At 53.5% G+C, this 17,970-nt stretch carries 12 protein-coding genes; 1 reads left to right on the top strand and 11 read right to left on the bottom strand.

Features of this window, described 5'->3' with window-relative positions; all coding sequences use genetic code 11:
• Window positions 1-2: 2 nt before the first annotated feature.
• Both KUV22_RS02440 and KUV22_RS02435 read right to left on the bottom strand, forming a co-directional pair.
• Window positions 3-2,201: an OsmC domain/YcaO domain-containing protein gene (locus tag KUV22_RS02440; RefSeq protein WP_222228075.1), complete on the bottom strand. Its 2,199-nt coding sequence runs from the start codon at window positions 2,199-2,201 to the stop codon at window positions 3-5.
• 160 nt (window positions 2,202-2,361) lie between these two features.
• Window positions 2,362-3,102: a hypothetical protein gene (locus KUV22_RS02435; RefSeq protein ID WP_222228074.1), complete on the bottom strand. Its 741-nt coding sequence runs from the start codon at window positions 3,100-3,102 to the stop codon at window positions 2,362-2,364.
• 178 nt (window positions 3,103-3,280) lie between these two features.
• Here KUV22_RS02435 and KUV22_RS02430 point away from each other — a divergent pair, with 178 nt between their 5' ends.
• Complete coding sequence (locus KUV22_RS02430; protein WP_261319071.1) at window positions 3,281-5,476, top strand: S9 family peptidase; 2,196 nt, start codon at window positions 3,281-3,283, stop codon at window positions 5,474-5,476.
• Between the two features lie 55 nt (window positions 5,477-5,531).
• Here the strand turns inward: KUV22_RS02430 and KUV22_RS02425 are convergent, their stop codons facing one another.
• The 9 genes from KUV22_RS02425 to KUV22_RS02385 all read right to left on the bottom strand — a co-directional run bounded on the left by KUV22_RS02425 (window position 5,532) and on the right by KUV22_RS02385 (window position 17,961).
• Window positions 5,532-6,005 (bottom strand): hypothetical protein, encoded by a 474-nt coding sequence (locus tag KUV22_RS02425; RefSeq protein WP_222228073.1) that lies wholly within the window; start codon window positions 6,003-6,005, stop codon window positions 5,532-5,534.
• Complete coding sequence (locus KUV22_RS02420; protein ID WP_222228072.1) at window positions 6,006-6,878, bottom strand: hypothetical protein; 873 nt, start codon at window positions 6,876-6,878, stop codon at window positions 6,006-6,008.
• Window positions 6,879-7,114: 236 nt separating this feature from the next.
• A complete protein-coding gene (dbpA, locus tag KUV22_RS02415) occupies window positions 7,115-8,524 on the bottom strand; it encodes an ATP-dependent RNA helicase DbpA (RefSeq protein WP_315857492.1) in 1,410 nt (469 codons plus the stop codon).
• 105 nt (window positions 8,525-8,629) lie between these two features.
• On the bottom strand, window positions 8,630-9,733 hold the full coding sequence (locus KUV22_RS02410) for a lipocalin-like domain-containing protein (protein ID WP_222228070.1): 1,104 nt from the start codon (window positions 9,731-9,733) through the stop codon (window positions 8,630-8,632).
• Window positions 9,726-12,158 carry an ABC transporter permease gene (locus KUV22_RS02405; protein ID WP_222228068.1) on the bottom strand — a complete coding sequence of 811 codons (2,433 nt, stop codon included), beginning with the start codon at window positions 12,156-12,158 and terminating at the stop codon, window positions 9,726-9,728. Before KUV22_RS02405 ends, KUV22_RS02410 begins: the two co-directional genes overlap by 8 nt.
• Entirely contained in the window at window positions 12,134-12,820 is a 687-nt protein-coding gene (locus KUV22_RS02400; RefSeq protein ID WP_222228066.1) for an ABC transporter ATP-binding protein, read from the bottom strand. Before KUV22_RS02400 ends, KUV22_RS02405 begins: the two co-directional genes overlap by 25 nt.
• A 277-nt stretch (window positions 12,821-13,097) precedes the next feature.
• Complete coding sequence (locus tag KUV22_RS02395; RefSeq protein WP_222228064.1) at window positions 13,098-14,579, bottom strand: carotenoid oxygenase family protein; 1,482 nt, start codon at window positions 14,577-14,579, stop codon at window positions 13,098-13,100.
• A 46-nt stretch (window positions 14,580-14,625) separates the two neighbouring features.
• Window positions 14,626-17,055 carry a TonB-dependent receptor gene (locus KUV22_RS02390; RefSeq protein ID WP_222228062.1) on the bottom strand — a complete coding sequence of 810 codons (2,430 nt, stop codon included), beginning with the start codon at window positions 17,053-17,055 and terminating at the stop codon, window positions 14,626-14,628.
• A 327-nt stretch (window positions 17,056-17,382) separates the two neighbouring features.
• Entirely contained in the window at window positions 17,383-17,961 is a 579-nt protein-coding gene (locus tag KUV22_RS02385; protein WP_222228060.1) for a tRNA-uridine aminocarboxypropyltransferase, read from the bottom strand.
• Window positions 17,962-17,970 lie beyond the last annotated feature (9 nt).

Genomic DNA, 17,970 nt, shown 5'->3' with positions numbered 1-17,970 from the left:
GATTACTGCGCAGCCGCTTGGGCGCGTGCGGCGTGCAGTTTTTTGTAGCTGGCAATCAAGCGTAGGTGCTTGTCTAGGCCCTCAAGCTGCATATTAGTTGGCGTGAGGCCGTGGAAGCGCACACCTCCGTGTACGGAACCAACGGCAGCGTCCATTACCTCCTTGCCGAACATACGGCACAAATTGTCGATGAAGTCCTCCAGCTCCAAGTCTTCATCCAGCGCAATTTCCAACACCGCCTGCACAGCGCGGTAAAACAGCCCACGCTCTACCGTGTTGTCGTTGTACTGCAAGAACGCCTCCACCGACTCCAATGACTCGTCATAACGCTGCAATGCCAGCTGAATCAGCAGTTTCAGTTCGAGCACCGTGAGTTGGCCCCACACGGTATTTTCATCGAACTCGACACCGATCAGGGTGATGATGGTTTCGTAGTTATCAATCTGACTTTCTTCCAACCGCGCCCATAGGTCTTCCAGGGCCTCGTCTTCCAGTCGGTGCAAGTTAAGAATATCTTCTCGGTAATCCAGTGCTTTGTTGGTGTTGTCCCAGATCAGATCTTCCACCGGGTACACTTCGGAATATCCAGGCACCAGAATCCGGCACGCCGATGCGCCGAGGTCCTCATAGTTAGCCATGTAGACCTCTTTCCCCATGGATTCGAGGATCCCGAACAGTCGATCCGCTTCGGTCTCGTTCGAATCGGCGTGATTGCCGGAGAAATCCCACTCGACAAATTCGTAGTCGGACTTGGCGCTGAAGAAACGCCAGGAAACCACACCAGTAGAATCAATAAAGTGCTCGACGAAGTTATGGGGCTCGGTAACCGCCAGGCTATTGAACGTGGGCGGAGGCACATCGTTCAGCCCCTCAAAACTGCGACCCTGCATTAATTCCGTGAGACTGCGTTCCAGCGCAACATGCAAGCTTGGGTGCGCCCCAAAGGAAGCGAACACGCCGCCGTTCCGCGGGTTCATCAGGGTCACACACATTACCGGGAACTGGCCACCCAGGGAGGCATCCTTCACCAGGATAGGGAAGCCCTGCTTTTCCAGCTCTTCAATTCCTTCAATGATATCCGGGTACTTTTCCAGTACGGAACGCGGCACATCCGGCAAGGCGATTTCCTGTTCGAGGATTTCCTTCTTCACTGCCCGCTCGAAGATTTCAGACAGGCACTGTACCTGCGCTTCGGCCAGTGTATTACCGGCACTCATGCCATTACTCAGGAACAGGTTTTCAATCAGGTTTGACGGAAAATAGACGGTCTCGCCGTCTGACTTGCGTACAAACGGCAGCGAGCAAATACCGCGATCAACGCGGCCGGAATTGGTGTCCACCAGATTCGAACCAGCCAACTCACCGTCCGGGTTGTAAATCGGCAGGGTGTAATCATCGAGGATACCTTCGGGAAGCGAATCGTCCTCCTCCAGTTCGAACCAGCGCTCATTGGGATAATGCACGAATGGCTTGTTTGCGATCTCTTCGCCGAAGAACTGGTCGTTGTAGAAGAAATTACAATTCAGGCGCTCGATAAACTCACCCAGAGCGGAACACAGGGCACTCTCTTTGGTGGCGCCCTTACCGTTGGTGAAGCACATCGGCGAGGCCGCATCCCGAATATGCAGCGACCACACGTGCGGCACAATATTCCGCCACGAAGCGATTTCGATCTTCATGCCCAAATCCGCAAGGATCTTGGTCATGTTGGCAATGGTCTGCTCCAGCGGCAGGTCCTTGCCTTCAATAAAGGTCTGATGCTCGGCATCCGGGCAAACCATCAATAGCGCCTGTGCGTCTTCCGCAAGGTTCTCGACCGTCTCAATTTCGAAGTCGGGCCCGGTCTGAATTACCTTTTTCACCGTGCAGCGGTCGATGGAGCGCAGAATCCCCTGCCGGTCCTTCTCGGAGATATCTTCCGGCAGCTCCACCTGAATCTTGAAGATCTGGTTATAGCGGTCTTCCGGATCAACAATATTGTTCTGGGAGAGGCGGATATTGTCAGTAGGAATATCCCGCGCTAGACAGTAAACCCGCACGAAGTACGCCGCACACAGAGCCGAGGAAGCCAGGAAGTAATCAAACGGGCTCGGCGCCGAGCCATCGCCCTTATAGCGGATCGGCTGATCTGTAATGACCGTGAAGTCGTCAAACTTGGCTTCAAGTCTGAGGTTATCGAGGAAGTTAACGCTGATTTCCATAGGTAATTCCGGAATCTGGGAAGTTCGGAGGGCTCTGGCCCGAATGGCCGGCATTATCTATATTTTGCAGCTCCCCCGCTATAAGTCGACGTAATCACACAGCTCTTCGCCAGCCTAGACCAACCGAGCCAGATTTCGCTGGACATCAATGTAGATGCTGTCATCTCAGCAGGACTATTTCAGCAAACAAAACGAACGCCGTAGTCACCGCTACCGAGGACAGGAAGTAAAATATGTTGGAGTCACTCTGGCTGGGAATTTCTTCCCGTATTGCAGTGATGATGATCCCGCCAGCTACAAACATCGATGAAAGCTTCACCAACTCACCCACTTGCTCTGCGAATCCGGCAGCCAGCCAACCGATGATCAAGCTGCAGGAAAAGAACCAGCGAAACAAGCGGGCATAGCGGCATGGATACCGTTTCCACAAATGATAATTGATGCCAATAAAGTGCATTCCAATGGCGCAGGTTAAAGCAAAGTACCCGAGCAAGGACCCGCTGGGCCACTCCCCCAGCAAGAACCCAATCTGTGCGAAGTACAAGGAAAAAACAGTGAGAACGACGATCTCGCCAATGGTCAGCTTCGAACCTGGGTCTTTTGAGCGCTTGGAAAACCCTTTATTGGCAATAAACAGAAATATGACAAATCCGGCAAGCGCTCCAAGGTATACATGGCGCTCCACCGGCAAGATCGACCCATCATCCACCGTGCCCCCAAGCGATGCCTGAACAATCGCCATCTTGGGTAACACCGCGAGAAACACATACGTAATGCCAACACCCGCGGACACACTCAATATGGGTGGGTGCCCTTTGCGCTGAAAAACCGGCCAGTAGGGAATGGTGACGATAATCACTGACAGCGCTAGGACGGCCAGGGGGGAAATATAGATGCTCATATCGATGTTAGGTTAGTCACTTCTCAGCAGCACGTCCCGAGGAGCAACCGGCGCCCGTATCCTCTCACACTCTCGCTTTACCGCCTCTCGCTTTACCGCAGTGAATATCCCTGAGAATATGAACTGTTATAGGATACGAACCTATGCCAAATAACGATAATCATCATCCGGAGAAGCTATGAAGCCCCAGATAGCGGTACTAGCTATGACAATATTGGCCACTGGCTGTGGCAAGCCCGCCGAAGAGAACAAACCCACCTCCCCAGACACCAGTGCACTGGCACCTAAAGTTGCCCCACCTGTGGCAAAAAAGGTCCCGCACAAGATGGAAATCCACGGCCATGAGCGGGTCGATCCCTATTACTGGATGCGTGACGATTCCCGCAGCGACCCGGAAATGCTGGCGCACCTGGAGGCAGAGAATAGCTATGTCGACCAGATCATGCAGCACACCAAACCGCTGCAGGACGCCCTCTACGAAGAAATGGTCGGGCGGCTGGAAAAAGACAAGTCTTCGGTACCGGTCAAGGTACGCGGCTACTGGTACTACTCCCGTTACGAGTCTGACGGCGAATACCCAATCCATGCGCGCAAGAAAGGTAGCCTGGAAGCCGCGGAGGAAGTTCTACTCAATGTGAACACCCTGGCAGAGGGCCAGTCCTACTTCAATGTGGCGCAGACCGCGGTGTCCCCTAACAACGCCCTACTCGCCTACCCGGAAGACACTGTCGGCCGACGTATTTACACCATTCGTTTCAAGGACCTGAACACCGGCGAACTGCTGGATGACCAGTTGGAGAATGCCGAGGGCACCGCAGTCTGGGCGAACGATAACCAGACCGTGTTCTACATCAATAAGGACCCACAGACCCTGCTCGGCTATCAAGTAAAGCGACACAAGCTGGGCACCCCGCAAAGCGAAGATGAGGTTGTCTATGAAGAGAAAGACAACACCTTTTATACCTTCATATCCAAGTCTCGTGATGGTTCCATGGTTTACATCCATCACTACTCGACCCTGGTAAAAGGCGTTTCTGCGCTGGACGCCGACACCCCGAACGGTGAATTCCAGCCTTTGCACCCGCTCGAGCCCAAGCATGAGTATTTTGTGCAGAAGCTCGGCGAAGAATTCTTCATCCAGACCAACTGGCAGGCAGAGAACTTCCGCCTGATGAAGGCAAACGCGGAAACTGTCAGTGACAAGTCCCAGTGGGCGGAAGTCATTCCGCATCGCGAAAATGTATTGCTGGAAGACTTCACCACCTTTGAAGGACGACTCGCCGTGGTCGAACGGGCCGAAGGCCAGTCCGCACTGCGTATCATCGGCTTATCGAATGAAGATGATTTTGAAGTCGGCTTTAACGACCCGGTCTATCAGCTCTCTCTGAGCCGGAACCCAGAAGTTTCGTCCGATGCTGTGCGTATCTCCTATTCCAGTCTCACTACACCCAACACCATTTACGATGCGAACCTGCTGACTGGCGATCTCAAATTACTGAAGCAGGATAAGGTGCTCGGGGACTTCGACCGTACCCGCTACCAGGCGGAAGGCATTCGCATTACTGCACGGGACGGTAAGGAGATTCCAGTTTCACTGGTTTACCGCAAAGACCTGTTCAAGAAAGACGGTTCCCACCCGATGCTGCAGTATGGCTATGGTTCCTACGGCAACACCATCGACCCAGTGTTTATTCCTAGCATCTTTTCACTGTTGGACCGCGGTTTTGTCTTCTCCATCGCACATATTCGCGGCAGCCAAAAGCTGGGACGTCCTTGGTATGAAGACGGCAAGATGTTCAACAAGAAGAATACATTTACCGACTTTATCGACGTAACCAAAGGTCTGGTTGAACAAAAATACGCGGCTTCCGACAAGGTATTTGCATCCGGCGGTAGCGCCGGTGGCCTGCTGATGGGCGCGGTGGTAAATATGGAACCTGAACTCTACCGCGGTATTACCGCCAAGGTACCGTTCGTGGATGTAGTCACCACCATGCTGGACGAGTCGATTCCGCTGACAGTAAACGAGTACGATGAGTGGGGTAACCCAAACAACAAAGAGAGCTACGACTACATGCTGTCTTACTCGCCCTACGATCAGGTAAAAGCGCAAGACTACCCAAGCATGCTGGTCACTACTGGACTGCACGATTCTCAGGTGCAGTACTTCGAACCCATGAAATGGGTGGCAAAGTTGCGTGATCTAAAAACCGATGAAAACCAGCTGCTGTTCCATACCAACATGGAAGCCGGGCACGGCGGTTCCTCTGGCCGCTTCCGCCGCAACAAGGAGCGTGCCCTCGAGTATGCGTTCTATTTGGACCTGCTCGGCGAAGGCCAGCTAGAAAGCAGAGCTGTAGATACCAAGCAATAACTGTATTGCTTTTAATTACATTGACTGGCCGGCACTGCTAACGCTATGCCGGCCATTATTTCTTACCCCCGCCAAGAATTCGATCACGAAGACTACCGCTACACACCACACTGGGCTTGATATACACAATATCTCGAACAAAACGCCATTGGTGAGATGCGGACTCGCACACCACGTACCCATTACTTTTCAGCGCTCTATCCGCAGCATAATGTGTCAGATTGGGAAGGATAGGAATAAGTGCAACACTCACTAGTATTAACCGGCTTAACACTCCTGCCTGAGCCTTACTAAGACTTCGGCCAAACCATCCCTCCTGAATAGTGAGGATAGCTAGTGCCGCCATTCCCAAACCCACACCAAGAAGATAAAACGCACTCTTATCAAACATAAGAGCTTCATCAGCCCAATGCGTAAAGAGATGGTAAGAATTAGATAGAAATACAAATAATGCTACTGGTGCACCAACAATAAAAATGAATGGTCCAAAAATTCGCGCCAGAATAGGCAGATCAACCCGACCAGGCATTTACCATACACTCCGTACTGGAGAGATATATTCCCTCAAATTTCTTCTTACCCAATGGATTACTACAGAACGCGCTGAGTCAATGACAAGGGCAATTAATGAGTTAGCCGCATCCCTAGCTGACTCAAGCGCAGACTCCTGCTGGTCCCTGAAAGCCGACTTAGCTCTAGATTCAAGTTCATCAATGCAGGCAACGACTCTATTTGTGATTCCGTAGCTTTGATCCGCGTATTCAAGAAGCATAGAAACACCGACGCCTACAACCAACACGGCAGCAATAGGACCGACAGCTAACGTGAAGCCGCCCACGAATACTGCGGTCGCAATCGAAGCCGCAGTGGTTATACCGACCTTTACAACATCTGTCGCCAAGGTCCCTATGAGTCGGGATAAAGTAGCCTCATCTGTTAACGCATAATCAACAACTCGATATGAGATAAGTAGAACCATTGTCAAGATACCACCCTGCCTGGCAGCTGCGACAGCTCCGCTTCTACCAAGCCCCATATTTACCACTTTAGGGTTCTTTATCCCGTACTTGGTACCAGTAAGGATGTTTCTCAGGCCCGGACGACCCTTGAGGATAATATGAGGCCTTCCACCGTAGTTTTTTATATACGCCCTAGCACCAACCCCGCCCAAATCTCCAACCAGCCGTGTCAGCGTTACTGCATCATCTGCTGCAGCGGAATACCCTGCTCCGGCCTCAGCTGTGCCTTTCAATTTTTTCCAGGCAGCTTGTACCTGTTCACGCGTACCGTTTGGCGACGATTTGACAATGGCATCCATCTCTTCAAATGAAATCACATAAATTTCATGCTTATTCGCTTGAATTTGGACGCTTAGCAGCTGTTTTTGTTGATCCGTCAACACGAAATATCTCCGATTTGAAATCACTATATATGGTGTTTGTGTCTTACAGTGAAAACAAAGCTGGAAAGCCACTAAAAAATTAGCGACCTCCCTGACCATACGACATCGCACAATATCAATTATTCAAAGAGTTGTCGTGAAACGCTCGTCCCACTTAGAGCGTGAATATCTAAAAAAAATGAAGACTTACGAACGTATTTATTTTTCGGGTTTTTAGGAAATTTAACGAGCTCTTGTCATACACCCACAATCCGTGCGCGGAAATTGCGCCCTTTGAGCTTGCCATTGGCAAGCTTTTTTAGTGCTTTTTTGGCCACCGGGCGCTCCACTGCTACGAAGGTGGAGAAATCGAATAGCTGGATCTTGCCGATCTGCTTGCCATCAATACCACCTTCACCAGTCAGCGCGCCAACCACATCACCGGCGCGGACCTTCTGCTTTTTGCCACCGTCAATCTGCAAGGTTGTCATGACTGGGCGTACAGGGGCAAAACCTTGTGGTGTATCAGGCACATCCAGCAAGGGGATTTCCTGACCCATCAATTCTTCCAGACGCTCAAGTTTGTAGACTTCTTTCTTGCTTACCAGCGAGATCGCCACGCCTTTCTGCCCTGCCCGTCCGGTACGCCCAACCCGGTGCACATGCACTTCCGGATCACGCGACAGGTGGTAGTTCACGACGATGGGCAGCTCTTCGATATCCAGCCCGCGCGCGGCAACGTCGGTCGCCACAAGAATTGACGCACTGCCATTGGCAAACAGGGTCAGGGTGCGGTCGCGTTCTTTCTGTTCCATATCGCCGTGCAGAGCCAGCGCGGCGAAACCCGCGCGTTTAAGTGCGTTGGCGGCCTCTTCGGTTTCCTTTTTGGTGTTGCAAAACACCAGGGCTGAAGACGCATCGTGATTCGCAAGCAATTGATACAGAGCTGCCGGCCGCGCTTCATTGTTCTGCACCCGGTAGTACTTCTGCTCGATGGTGCTTTTGGTGTGGCCCGCAGCCACTTCCACTTTGACCGGATTGCTGAGCACGCGGCTGGCGAGCGCATCGATGGTGCTTGGGTAGGTAGCGGAAAACAGCAGGGTCTGCCGGTCTTTCGGCAAGGTGGCAAGGATCTGGTCCAGTACCGCCTGAAAGCCCATATCGAGCATACGGTCGGCTTCGTCCAGCACCAGAGTCTCCACACCACTCAGGTCGAGATTACCTTTGCGCAGGTGATCTTCGATACGGCCGGGCGTACCCACCACAATATGTGCACCGTGCTTGAGGGAGCCGATCTGTGGTCCGAATGGCATGCCACCGCACAGGGTCAGGATCTTGACGTTATGAATCGCGCGCGCCAATTTACGCAGCTCGCGCGCCACCTGATCCGCCAGTTCACGGGTCGGACACAATACCAGCGCCTGTACGCGGAATTTCTCGACACGCAATTTCTGCAACAACCCGAGACCAAACGCCACCGTCTTGCCGGAACCGGTTTTGGCCTGGCCGATCACATCCTCGCCCGCCACCATCGCCGGCAACGCCGCCGCCTGGATTTCCGTCAGTTGGGCGTAGCCCAGATCCTTGAGGTTCTTCAACAAGGCGGGCTTCAGTGGCAGGGACTGGAAATCTTTAGGGTGCGCGTTATCGGAAGTTGAGGAAGTCACGGTATAGGCTCAAATATGGGGTTTGGGTCGGCTCAGGTGAGCGAGGTTTAAAGAAAGGCGACGTATTGTAGGTAAGCCAGCGTGACTTTCCTACAACAAGTGGCTTTAATCGCCGTACCCGGTCATTTCCAGATACCCAGCGCCACTTTGACTGCCCTTAACTGTGACCGGTCCCTCCCAGTAGCGCATTGCACCTGCATTCCAGTATTCGCCGGGCCAGGAGTGTACGTCGAGTTCGAGGTTTGCCGTGGGCACCGCAACTCGCCACACCACAGGCACCTGGCCGAAGCGGGTTTTACGGTAGTCGGTGGCAGCGAGGGTAAAATCGTCTGGTTTCAGCGCCATGGTTGCCCCATCCGCGGCGACCAGTGTGGCGGAATAGAAATCCTCCGCTCCGCGCACGCGGAACAGCATCAGGTGACGGCCGTCGTCCAGGTGCAGGGCCATCCAGTCCCACCCCTGCTGGTCTTCTTTCAGGTATTGGCTGCTCCACTCGCGGTCGAACCAGCCCTGCCCGGTTACCGTAAAGGTTTCGGACTCGTCGTTATCGAGGATCGCTATTTCGCCTTCAATCGCCAGATCCGGATAGCTGAAATACATGGAGCCTCCGCCACCGGCCGACTTAGCGCTAAAGCCCTGTTCACCGTGGAAGATTGGCGGCAAGCGCGGCTGTATGCGAAGGCGGAACTGGAACTCCGGCTCTGCCACTTCAAGGTTCCAGTCGCCATTCTTATCCGATGACAACTGCCAGTGATCTATCCAGGCAGTAAAGGGGTCGGCGGTAACGTCAGCCTGCCCATTGCCACCACGAGCCGCGCGATCGGCGAACCAATGCTGGTTAGGGCGGCTCACCGCGGCGTGCGCGAACCATACTTCGTTGCGCTGCCAATCGAGTATTCTGCCCTGCTCCTTGCTGGAATACGGGCCCGGTTTAATGCCATTGCGAAACAGGGTCCATTGCACACCGAATTGCTCGCCGTCTGCACTCTCCAGATTTGCGGTGAGATACCACCACTCCAGGCGAAACTCCGGGTGCGCTCCCATATCTTGAGGGAACATGACCTGCATCCCCGGGCGCGCCTGCTTGAAGCCCTCGGGGGGATCGGTCAATGCACTCATGGAAGATGAAGTCGACGGCTCATCGCCACATGCCGAAAGCACCAGCGCAAGAGTGATAAACCAGGCAGTAACGAGTGGTCGACTATTCATTCTTGAGCGTCTCCAGCCGTACCGGGTTACCAGCGAGTAGCCCAACACCCAAGCCAATCAGCAGGCATACACCCCAAACCTGGAGCCAAAACTCTGGGTAAAAATGCAGCGGCAACGCCCAACCGAAGGCCGCAGGGTTTACCCGCGCTACCAGTACCCAGCTCAAGAATAAACCGAGTGGCACGGCCAGTATGGCCAGCAAGCCGGTTACCAGAATGCTGTGGGCTACCAGGCGGCGGCGCAGGCTTGCGCGCGGTACACCATTTACAAACAGCAAGGTATAACTGCTCTGGCGTAAGCGGAAAATGACCAGACCCATTAACGCGAGTGCGGTGCCCGCCAACGCCAGCGTCAGCCCATTGAGCAATCGGGTGAGCTGAAAGGTGCGCGAGAAGGCTGCATTGGCAGCCCGCTTGAGTTCCTGCTGATCGCGCAGGTCGGTCTTTTGTAGCCATGGAAATTGCTCTGGCCAATCCCGCCAACCCTCGCCGGCGGAATCCGTTAACCCCAACACAAAGCGAGTGTAACGCTCCGGCAGCGCATCATTCACTTGTGAAAGCGGCAACATGAGCTCGCCCTGAGGGCGCCCATAGTCCGCGTAAATGCCAGCAACCGTGCGAGTATCCGTTGTGCCACCAAGCTTGAACTGAACCTTATCCCCCAACCCAAGTGATTCCCGCCGCGCGAGTTGCTCATTGATCAGTACACCTCCACTGCTCACGCGCTGCCAGAGGTGCTGCTCGGCACTGAGAAATGGCCAGTCCTGCAATAGCGGCGACTCTGGGTCAATGGCGAATACATCAATCTGAATCGGGGCTTGACTGGATTCCAACACCGCTCGCCCACGGACCATGGGCAACACCGTGGAAACGCCGGGCAATTTTTGCAGGCGCCGCTGCCAATCACTTGTGTCCACCGGCTGTCCAGGGTCCAGATAGAGATCGCCCTGCAGGCGCTGGTCCAGCCAGCGATCAAACGTGGACTCAAAGCCAGAAACCATCGCCTGCACACCAATCGCGGTAGCGATGGCAAAGGCGAGCGCAGTAAGCGGCAGGCTCAGCAAACGACACAGAGCGCGCATTTCTGAAAAGGACCACTCCAGCAACGGCCGAACGGTAACGCGTTCGGCAAAACCCAGCAGCCCGTTCAACATTTCTGGCAGCAACATCCCACAGCCGATAAGGCACCCCAAGGTCGCAGCGAAAATCAGCCAAAGGGTAAAAGTGGAAAGCAAGGTAACTACCGAGATCGCGACCAGTAACAACGCGAGCATAACCCTCCAATTGCGACCTCTACCCTCACCCGCTTCCTGCTCGGACGTCGCGCGAAATGGGTTCTTGTGCGTACCTTGTCGGCTTGAGGCTGTAAGCAAATCCAAACAGGCCCAGCCCACAACAAACGCCAGAATCAAAACCATGCCCAGCCAGGACATAAGCGTGAGTCGACTTTGCGCCAGCGCCTGTACACTGAAAAGGCCACTGAGCGTTCCCGAAAAGCCATCGGCAAGGCCGGAAGCAAGGCGTTCCCCCAACCATACACCGATGGTCCCGCCGATTAGCGCTACTAACAACACTTCGACGATCAGCGCGATACGCAATTTATTCTGCGGGATGCCACAGCGCACCAGAATATCGAGGCTGCGGCGCCGCTGCTCGAGGGCGAAACGATACACACTGCGCACCAATAGCGCCGCCACTAATAGCGTTAAGACGCCAAGCGCATTCAGGCTAAGCAGAAACGCGTCAACTAGGGGCGCAGGTTCAACGCCATAGTCTTCCACCTCAGTGCGGTAGCCAATCGGGAGTTTCTTTTCTCCCTGTTCTGCGCCGGGCAGTAAAATGGCAAGTTCTTGTCGATTGCCCGGTGCAAATTCCTGCGCGACGGAGATATCCGCAAATAGCTGATTCCGCGGCACACCTTCAAGCGCTTCGAATTCAATAGCGCCTGACCCCGGAAGCCCCAAAGCCGTCCACTTTGCGAAATCTTCTGCCGCGCCAAGTAATTGCGGCTTACCCCAAGAGGTGATGAGTTTTTCAACTACTGCAGCATCGGCGCTAGATTCGGATTCGCCCTCCGCACCAGAATCACTGAACTGTCGTAGGCAGCCGGCAGTAAACGGATCGATGCCAATAACATCGGGCACTGCGCGGCCTGCAAACTGCACGCGCAATTGTGGTGCCACACAAAGTCCGGCGCGACGTAGAGCAGCGAAATCTTCCACCGTCAGGGCAAGACCATCTTCGCGCTCAATACGCAGTAATGGCTCCAGTAACTCGCTGGATTTTTTTGCCGCGCTTGCGGCGGAATCGGTCAGCGCACGCACGCCGCTCCACAGAGTTGCGGCGCACACCAGAATCAGCAACAGCCCAAGCAGCTGTGCTGGATGGCGGCGGTAATGGCTCAGGAAGACAGTGCCGAGTCCCATGGACGCAGGGCTCCTTCGCGCAGCTCCAGTATCCGATCGCAGCGCTCGGCTAATTCCGGGTTGTGGGTGACGATCAATGCACCTACATCGCGCTCGCGAATAGCATCGAAGAACAACGGGGTAACCCGCTGGGCGGTGACGTAATCGAGGCTGCCGGTGGGCTCATCGGCGAGGATAAGCTTTGGCCGCATGGCAAATGCGCAGGCGAGTGCCGCACGCTGGCGCTGGCCGCCGGAAAGTTGGTCGGGATAGCGTTCGGCGGTGTCAGAAATGCCCAGACGTTCCATCAACGCCGCACCATCATTTTCTGAAAGTCCCGCCAAATTGGCGCGAAAGGCTATATTTCGAGAAACAGTCAGAGTGGGAATGAGGTTCCCGTCCTGAAACAGGGTCGCAATCTGTTCGCGACGTAACTGTGCCCAATCATTTTGCGACAGAGTCTTTACAGATTGTCCAAATATGCGTAGCTCACCGGCTTCGGGGGTCAGCAGCCCATTCAATACATTGAGCAGCGTACTCTTGCCAGACCCGGACGGGCCAATGATTGCGACAGATTCGCCGCTCCGCAGGCTAAATGAGACATCGTCAAGCACCGCTACATGCCTCGTTCCGTAACGGTAAATGTACTTGAGTCCAATTACGTCAAGTAGCGGATCAGGCATCGAACACCAAATGCCGTATCGTCCAGCAATAGCTTGGCGCCTGTTTAGCTGTCATCCACGAAAATTCCCTTGCCGCAATTATCAGATGTATGACCGGGGCACCCCAAAAAGAGACATTTACGCCGTGTGCCTAGAGGGCCCGCACGGTGCACTGCGCATGAGGCACAAAGTTGGTCACCCGCCAATATTAGCTACAAACGTGGCGGCGCGCTCGCCAAATAGTCTATCCGCCACAGATTCGAACTGGCAACGGAGATACGAAGCGCGTGATCTTTGCTTACAGAAACACTTTCGGGCTGAACATCCCGTGAAAGCCCTGGGGAATATGGAAATCGAGTTTGATGGTGGCAAGCGGTTCCTCAAAATCCTTACCGTCGATCACGACTACTTCGGACTTGTCGGAATTGCCATTGTAGACATAGCAAAGGCAGTAGAAATCGTCTTCCGCCCCAGCGTTCGGCTTAGCCACCATGAGGGGTTCGCCGGTGTAACGGTAACTGCCAAAATCATGCACTTCGACCTTTCCACTCTCACGATCAATTTTCTGTATCGCGTTGAAGTAGGTCTTGGGGCCTTCGCCGGTATAGCCTGTGGCGAGGGCGTAGCGGTTTTCTGAAGTAGTACGGGTCCAGTCCCACTGGGGAAACTCCCCTTCCAACGCATCGTCAATATATTCGCTCTGGAAACGTCGGCTCTTCAAGTTAACGACACAGCGCTTATAGCGGGCAGCACCAGATCGGAAATTCACATCCTCTGAAAATATATCCAGGGGTTCCATTTTTTGATCTGGCGTTCCAAAGCCACCCTCTTTGGTTTCCATTAGGTCGAAATGGATTTCCCCATTTTTTTCATACGCATTGCCGAAGTGCAGACAAGCGATTGGATCAATCTCGATAGTGTCAACCCGCTTCAGGCTATGCAGGTCGATAATGATAACCTTGTTGGTAAGATGCTTGTCATACAGCATCAAGTCAGCAAACGACTCATTCTTCAGCATGGTCATCAATACGTTGCCCTGCATGGACACGGATGACTGAATAAATATCGCGTAGTTTTCCGTCATCGCGAAATCGTGCAGCAACGGCATATGGTCCAGGGCGAAGCGTGCACGCTGCACCATGTGGCCACTGGGGTCGATTTTATACAGTTCAAACCCCGGTTTTAGTCCTCCCCAGCCTACATCGAAACACAGCCCAAAATTGTAGTAACAACCATTTTTGGGGTTAATCTTACCGTGTGCGCTGAACACATTGGTCTTACTGAGACTGCCGTCGTAGGTAAATTCCCCATAGGTATCGAGGGAGGCGGGGTCGATAGAGTATGGGCGCCCTCCCTCATTGAGTGCCAGAAACTTTCCTGCGTGCAGTATTAGGCCGGTATTTGCAGGGTTTGCCGGCGGTGAGAAGCGCTTGAAAAAGTTGCCCTTCGGCGCACCGCCAAACCCCCGGTAAAGAAACTTACCCGCCGCCGTCTCGTCCACATACTTGGGGGTCCGGATAAACTTATTCGAGAAATGGACTTTCCCCTCAGTAAACGTCGTACGCGCAATCATGCCGTCGCCGTCGAACCAGTGTCCTACCGGCTCGCCGCCCAGCTTCAATCGGCCGGGGCCGTTGCGAAAGAACGACCCGGTGAGATCGCCGGGCACCGTGCCTTCGATGTCGGTCACCCAGTAATCGTACTCGCTTTCCTGTGCCTCAAAGTTGCCTTTGATGGTTGGCGGCTGCACGTTTTGCCGGGTGGCTTCTGCAATGGCCATAATACTCTCCACTTTTCCGCATGCGACGCACTAAATAGCCAGATTGTTAGTTGAAGCTACGACGCAAAGTAACCCCATAGCTGGAGCGTGGCGCGACGAAACCCGCATACCCGCCTACGGTGGGAATATCGATTCCCATCAGCAGATACTCCTCATCCAGCAGGTTTTTACCCCACGCCGCCACCTCCCAGCTGCGATCGAGATTGCTCAGGGTCACACGCAAGTTAACCAGATCTACCGATTCATTGAACAGGTTCTGGTCCAAGTCTTGATCCAGATAGTGGCTGTCTACAAAGTTATGTTCGATACGGGTAATCACCTGCAGACCTGATCCAAGTGGCTGCTCGTATTGCGCAAAAGAGCTATAAGTCCATTCGGGTGCGTTATCCAAAGATTTCCCCGCGAGATCAGCCACACACGGTACCGTCGGATTAGACAGCGACCAGAGCAGAGAATCCATGGCGGTACACTGGCCATTATCAAACTCTTTGTACTCGGCCTTGTTATAGCCAATCGCGGTGCCCAGAGTAAGCTTCTCACTCGCAGCAAACAGGATATCCAATTCCGACCCATAACTTTCCAGCGAGCCGGCGTTGGTCACGGTAGTACTGGCCCCATCAAAGGCCTGCGCCTGGAAGTTGTCGTAATCTACAAGGTAGAGGGTGCCATTAAACGTAAGGCGGTTGTTCAGCAGAACGCTCTTCCAACCGAGTTCGTAACTGGTAGCCTCCTCTTCATCGAACTCGCCGGCGCTGTCATTACCACCATTAATTCTGCCAAAGACCTGCACCGGCACGCGGCGCTGATCGAAGCCGCCAGACTTGAATCCTTTGCTCACGCTGGCATAGGTCATCACATCGTCATTGATGAAATAGCGCAGGTTAAACGAAGGCGAGATATCGCTATCGGAGCGCTTCTGATCAAAGTCAACGTCAGCCCCCGCAATAGGCGCGAGATCAAAAGGCAGATACTGGAACGGCGGCAATGACTCTGGCGGCAGGCCTGGGAGTGGTGTACGCAGGGTACGCTGAGAACCGGTGCGCTCTTTTGTTTCCTGGGTCACTCGAACGCCGAGGGTGGCACTGAGCTGGTCGCCGAGGTTCCATTCCAGCTGGCCGAACACTGCCAGGGCGCTGGTGGAATATTCATTGATATCAATATTCTGCGAACGACTGCCGAGGATTGCAGAGAGTGGCGGCATGCCAGTCTGCAGTTGCGGTGAATTGAGCAGCACCGTCTCATTCAATCCCAGACTGCCTTCGGTTTCGAAGTTAGCATAGTAACCGTAGAGGCCCACCTGATAATCTACGGTATTGTCACCCAGCGAAGCCACACGCAGTTCAGTGGAATATTGCTTCAGGTCCTCTTCGGTGACTGCCGCGGAAGCTGCATCATAGGCTGTAAAATCACCATCGTAGCTGCTGCCAGATGAGTAGGTTCGGATTGCATTGATAAAGGTGACGCTGTGCGATTCCGCCCCGTCATACGTCCATTCAGCGGAAAGGCCCCCTACCTCAACCTTGTTTGCCAGCTCATCATTAAACCAGTAGTCATCACCAAATGGATCTGCCTGAGGCGGAGCACCAATGCTACCAGGTGCAGATTCGAGAGCGTTATACGGTAGCCCGGGCAACATCGCTGAAGGAATATTGGTCATCGGTGTGCCAATCATAATGGGCGACACACCGTTATAGTCGATCACCGCCAATGCACAGCAGTCGGTATTTTCTTTCGAATAGTCCGCGTTTAGCAGCAGCTCACTGTCTTCAAAATTGAACAAGAAGCGTGTTTTAACGCCCCATTTGTCCACATTATTGACGCCCTCACCATTGAAGGTGTTTTTATAAAGATGGTCACCGTTGATCGCGAACGCGCTCATGCGCATGGCATTACCCGAATCGCCAAGCGGCAGGTTCACCATAGATCGCATTTCTTTGCGATTGTTATTGGCAAACACCAAATCGCCCTCGGCCGCAAAATCTTCGGTCGGTTTGGAGGTAATAATATTTATCGCACCCGCCGCGGTATTCTTACCGTAGAGAGTGCCCTGGGGCCCTCTGAGCACTTCCACACGCTCGATATCCACCAGATCGTTGATATTCATACCCGCACGGCTGTGGTACACGCCATCGATAAATACACCAACGCTCGGATCAATACCGGCATTTGAGCCCGCTGACCCAATACCGCGTATGCGAAGGGATGTGGTTCTGGAGTCTGGCCCGGACTGGATTTTCAGGCTCGGCGTATATTGTTCCAGCGCATTGAAATTTGTCTCGCCGGAATCTTTAAAGAAATCTTTGTCAAAGGCGGAAATAGATATGGGGACTTCTTGAATATTTTCTTCCCGCTTAGTGGCGGTGACGGTGATGTGTTCGATACTAACCTCTGCTTCAGGCTGGCTCTCTTGAGCAACAGCTGAGGCCGCAAGGTTGGCGAAAAGAAAACAGCTTAGCGACGCAAAATATCCCTTCATTATTATCATTCCTTCGAGACAAGTGGCTATTTATAGTTATTGCGGGGAAACCCCTTAGCCCCGCACACTCTCATCAGGTGCTGGAATGCGCCAGCATTCACATCTCTACCATACCAAAGAGGAAGGTAGCGAACAAACAGTTCTGACTGTTTTTATTGAATTGAGAGATCAAAAAATGCACAAACCCAGTAAATCCGCCCGCCTCCAGCAGTCGTGATCGACGAATTGAAAGACTTGTATTCATGCGAACCGGGTGAACGAGCGGAACGCTAGCTTGTTTAGGAGGGATTAATCAGAGTGTCGCTAAGACACGTAAGCTGCTTGGGTTCACCGTTGCATACCGGTGAGTTGCAATGAAACCATCTTCTCAAAGGGCCGTAACAACCGCCCGAAATCGCCATTCGGTTGCAGCTCCTGCATTGCCAGAGCGATGCTCTCGATAGTCGACAAGCTGTTTTCCATGGACGACTTGCGCACTTGATAGTTTGATTCCAGCTCCCCGGAAAAGCTCACACGCGGTAGCTGCTGCAATAGCGGTTGTAAGTGCAACATCTTCTTCGACTTGCGCCAGGTCGCATCGATCACCACCAGTTGTTCCAGCGCTGCGCTCTGCGGGCTATCGGGTTCTACTGACTGAACCGGTGGCAACCAACTCAAAGATGGGTACAGCAATGCCGAGCGTGGCTGAAGCAACCGACGCAACGTCGCTTCCGACAGGCTCTCTGCGACCACCAGCTCACTGTTATTCAGGCAAAGGTGCGCCATACGCCCCGTATTAAACGGATGCTTCTGCTCTTGCGGATGCTGGATAATGAGCACCTTGATACGGCTAGGGATATGCACCAACGCGCTGCAATAGCACATACGGAGCGGTCGCTGGCAGGTTGGACAGATTTCGCGTGACATAGCGTGGGA

Source organism: Microbulbifer agarilyticus, from assembly GCF_019800665.1.
Taxonomy (GTDB): Bacteria; Pseudomonadota; Gammaproteobacteria; order Pseudomonadales; family Cellvibrionaceae; genus Microbulbifer; species Microbulbifer agarilyticus_C.
Note: the sequence above shows the minus strand (reverse complement) of the source record. Positions and strands in the feature narration are given on the sequence as shown.

What these genes read in the sequence shown, in the direction of transcription:
- KUV22_RS02440 (WP_222228075.1), bottom strand. Translation starts at nt 2,201, where the DNA reads ATGGAAATCAGCGTTAACTTCCTCGATAACCTCAGACTTGAAGCCAAG.
- KUV22_RS02435 (WP_222228074.1), bottom strand. Translation starts at nt 3,102, where the DNA reads ATGAGCATCTATATTTCCCCCCTGGCCGTCCTAGCGCTGTCAGTGATT.
- KUV22_RS02430 (WP_261319071.1), top strand. Translation starts at nt 3,281, where the DNA reads ATGAAGCCCCAGATAGCGGTACTAGCTATGACAATATTGGCCACTGGC.
- KUV22_RS02425 (WP_222228073.1), bottom strand. Translation starts at nt 6,005, where the DNA reads ATGCCTGGTCGGGTTGATCTGCCTATTCTGGCGCGAATTTTTGGACCA.
- KUV22_RS02410 (WP_222228070.1), bottom strand. Translation starts at nt 9,733, where the DNA reads ATGAATAGTCGACCACTCGTTACTGCCTGGTTTATCACTCTTGCGCTG.
- KUV22_RS02405 (WP_222228068.1), bottom strand. Translation starts at nt 12,158, where the DNA reads ATGGGACTCGGCACTGTCTTCCTGAGCCATTACCGCCGCCATCCAGCA.
- KUV22_RS02400 (WP_222228066.1), bottom strand. Translation starts at nt 12,820, where the DNA reads ATGCCTGATCCGCTACTTGACGTAATTGGACTCAAGTACATTTACCGT.
- KUV22_RS02395 (WP_222228064.1), bottom strand. Translation starts at nt 14,579, where the DNA reads ATGGCCATTGCAGAAGCCACCCGGCAAAACGTGCAGCCGCCAACCATC.
- KUV22_RS02390 (WP_222228062.1), bottom strand. Translation starts at nt 17,055, where the DNA reads ATGAAGGGATATTTTGCGTCGCTAAGCTGTTTTCTTTTCGCCAACCTT.
- KUV22_RS02385 (WP_222228060.1), bottom strand. Translation starts at nt 17,961, where the DNA reads ATGTCACGCGAAATCTGTCCAACCTGCCAGCGACCGCTCCGTATGTGC.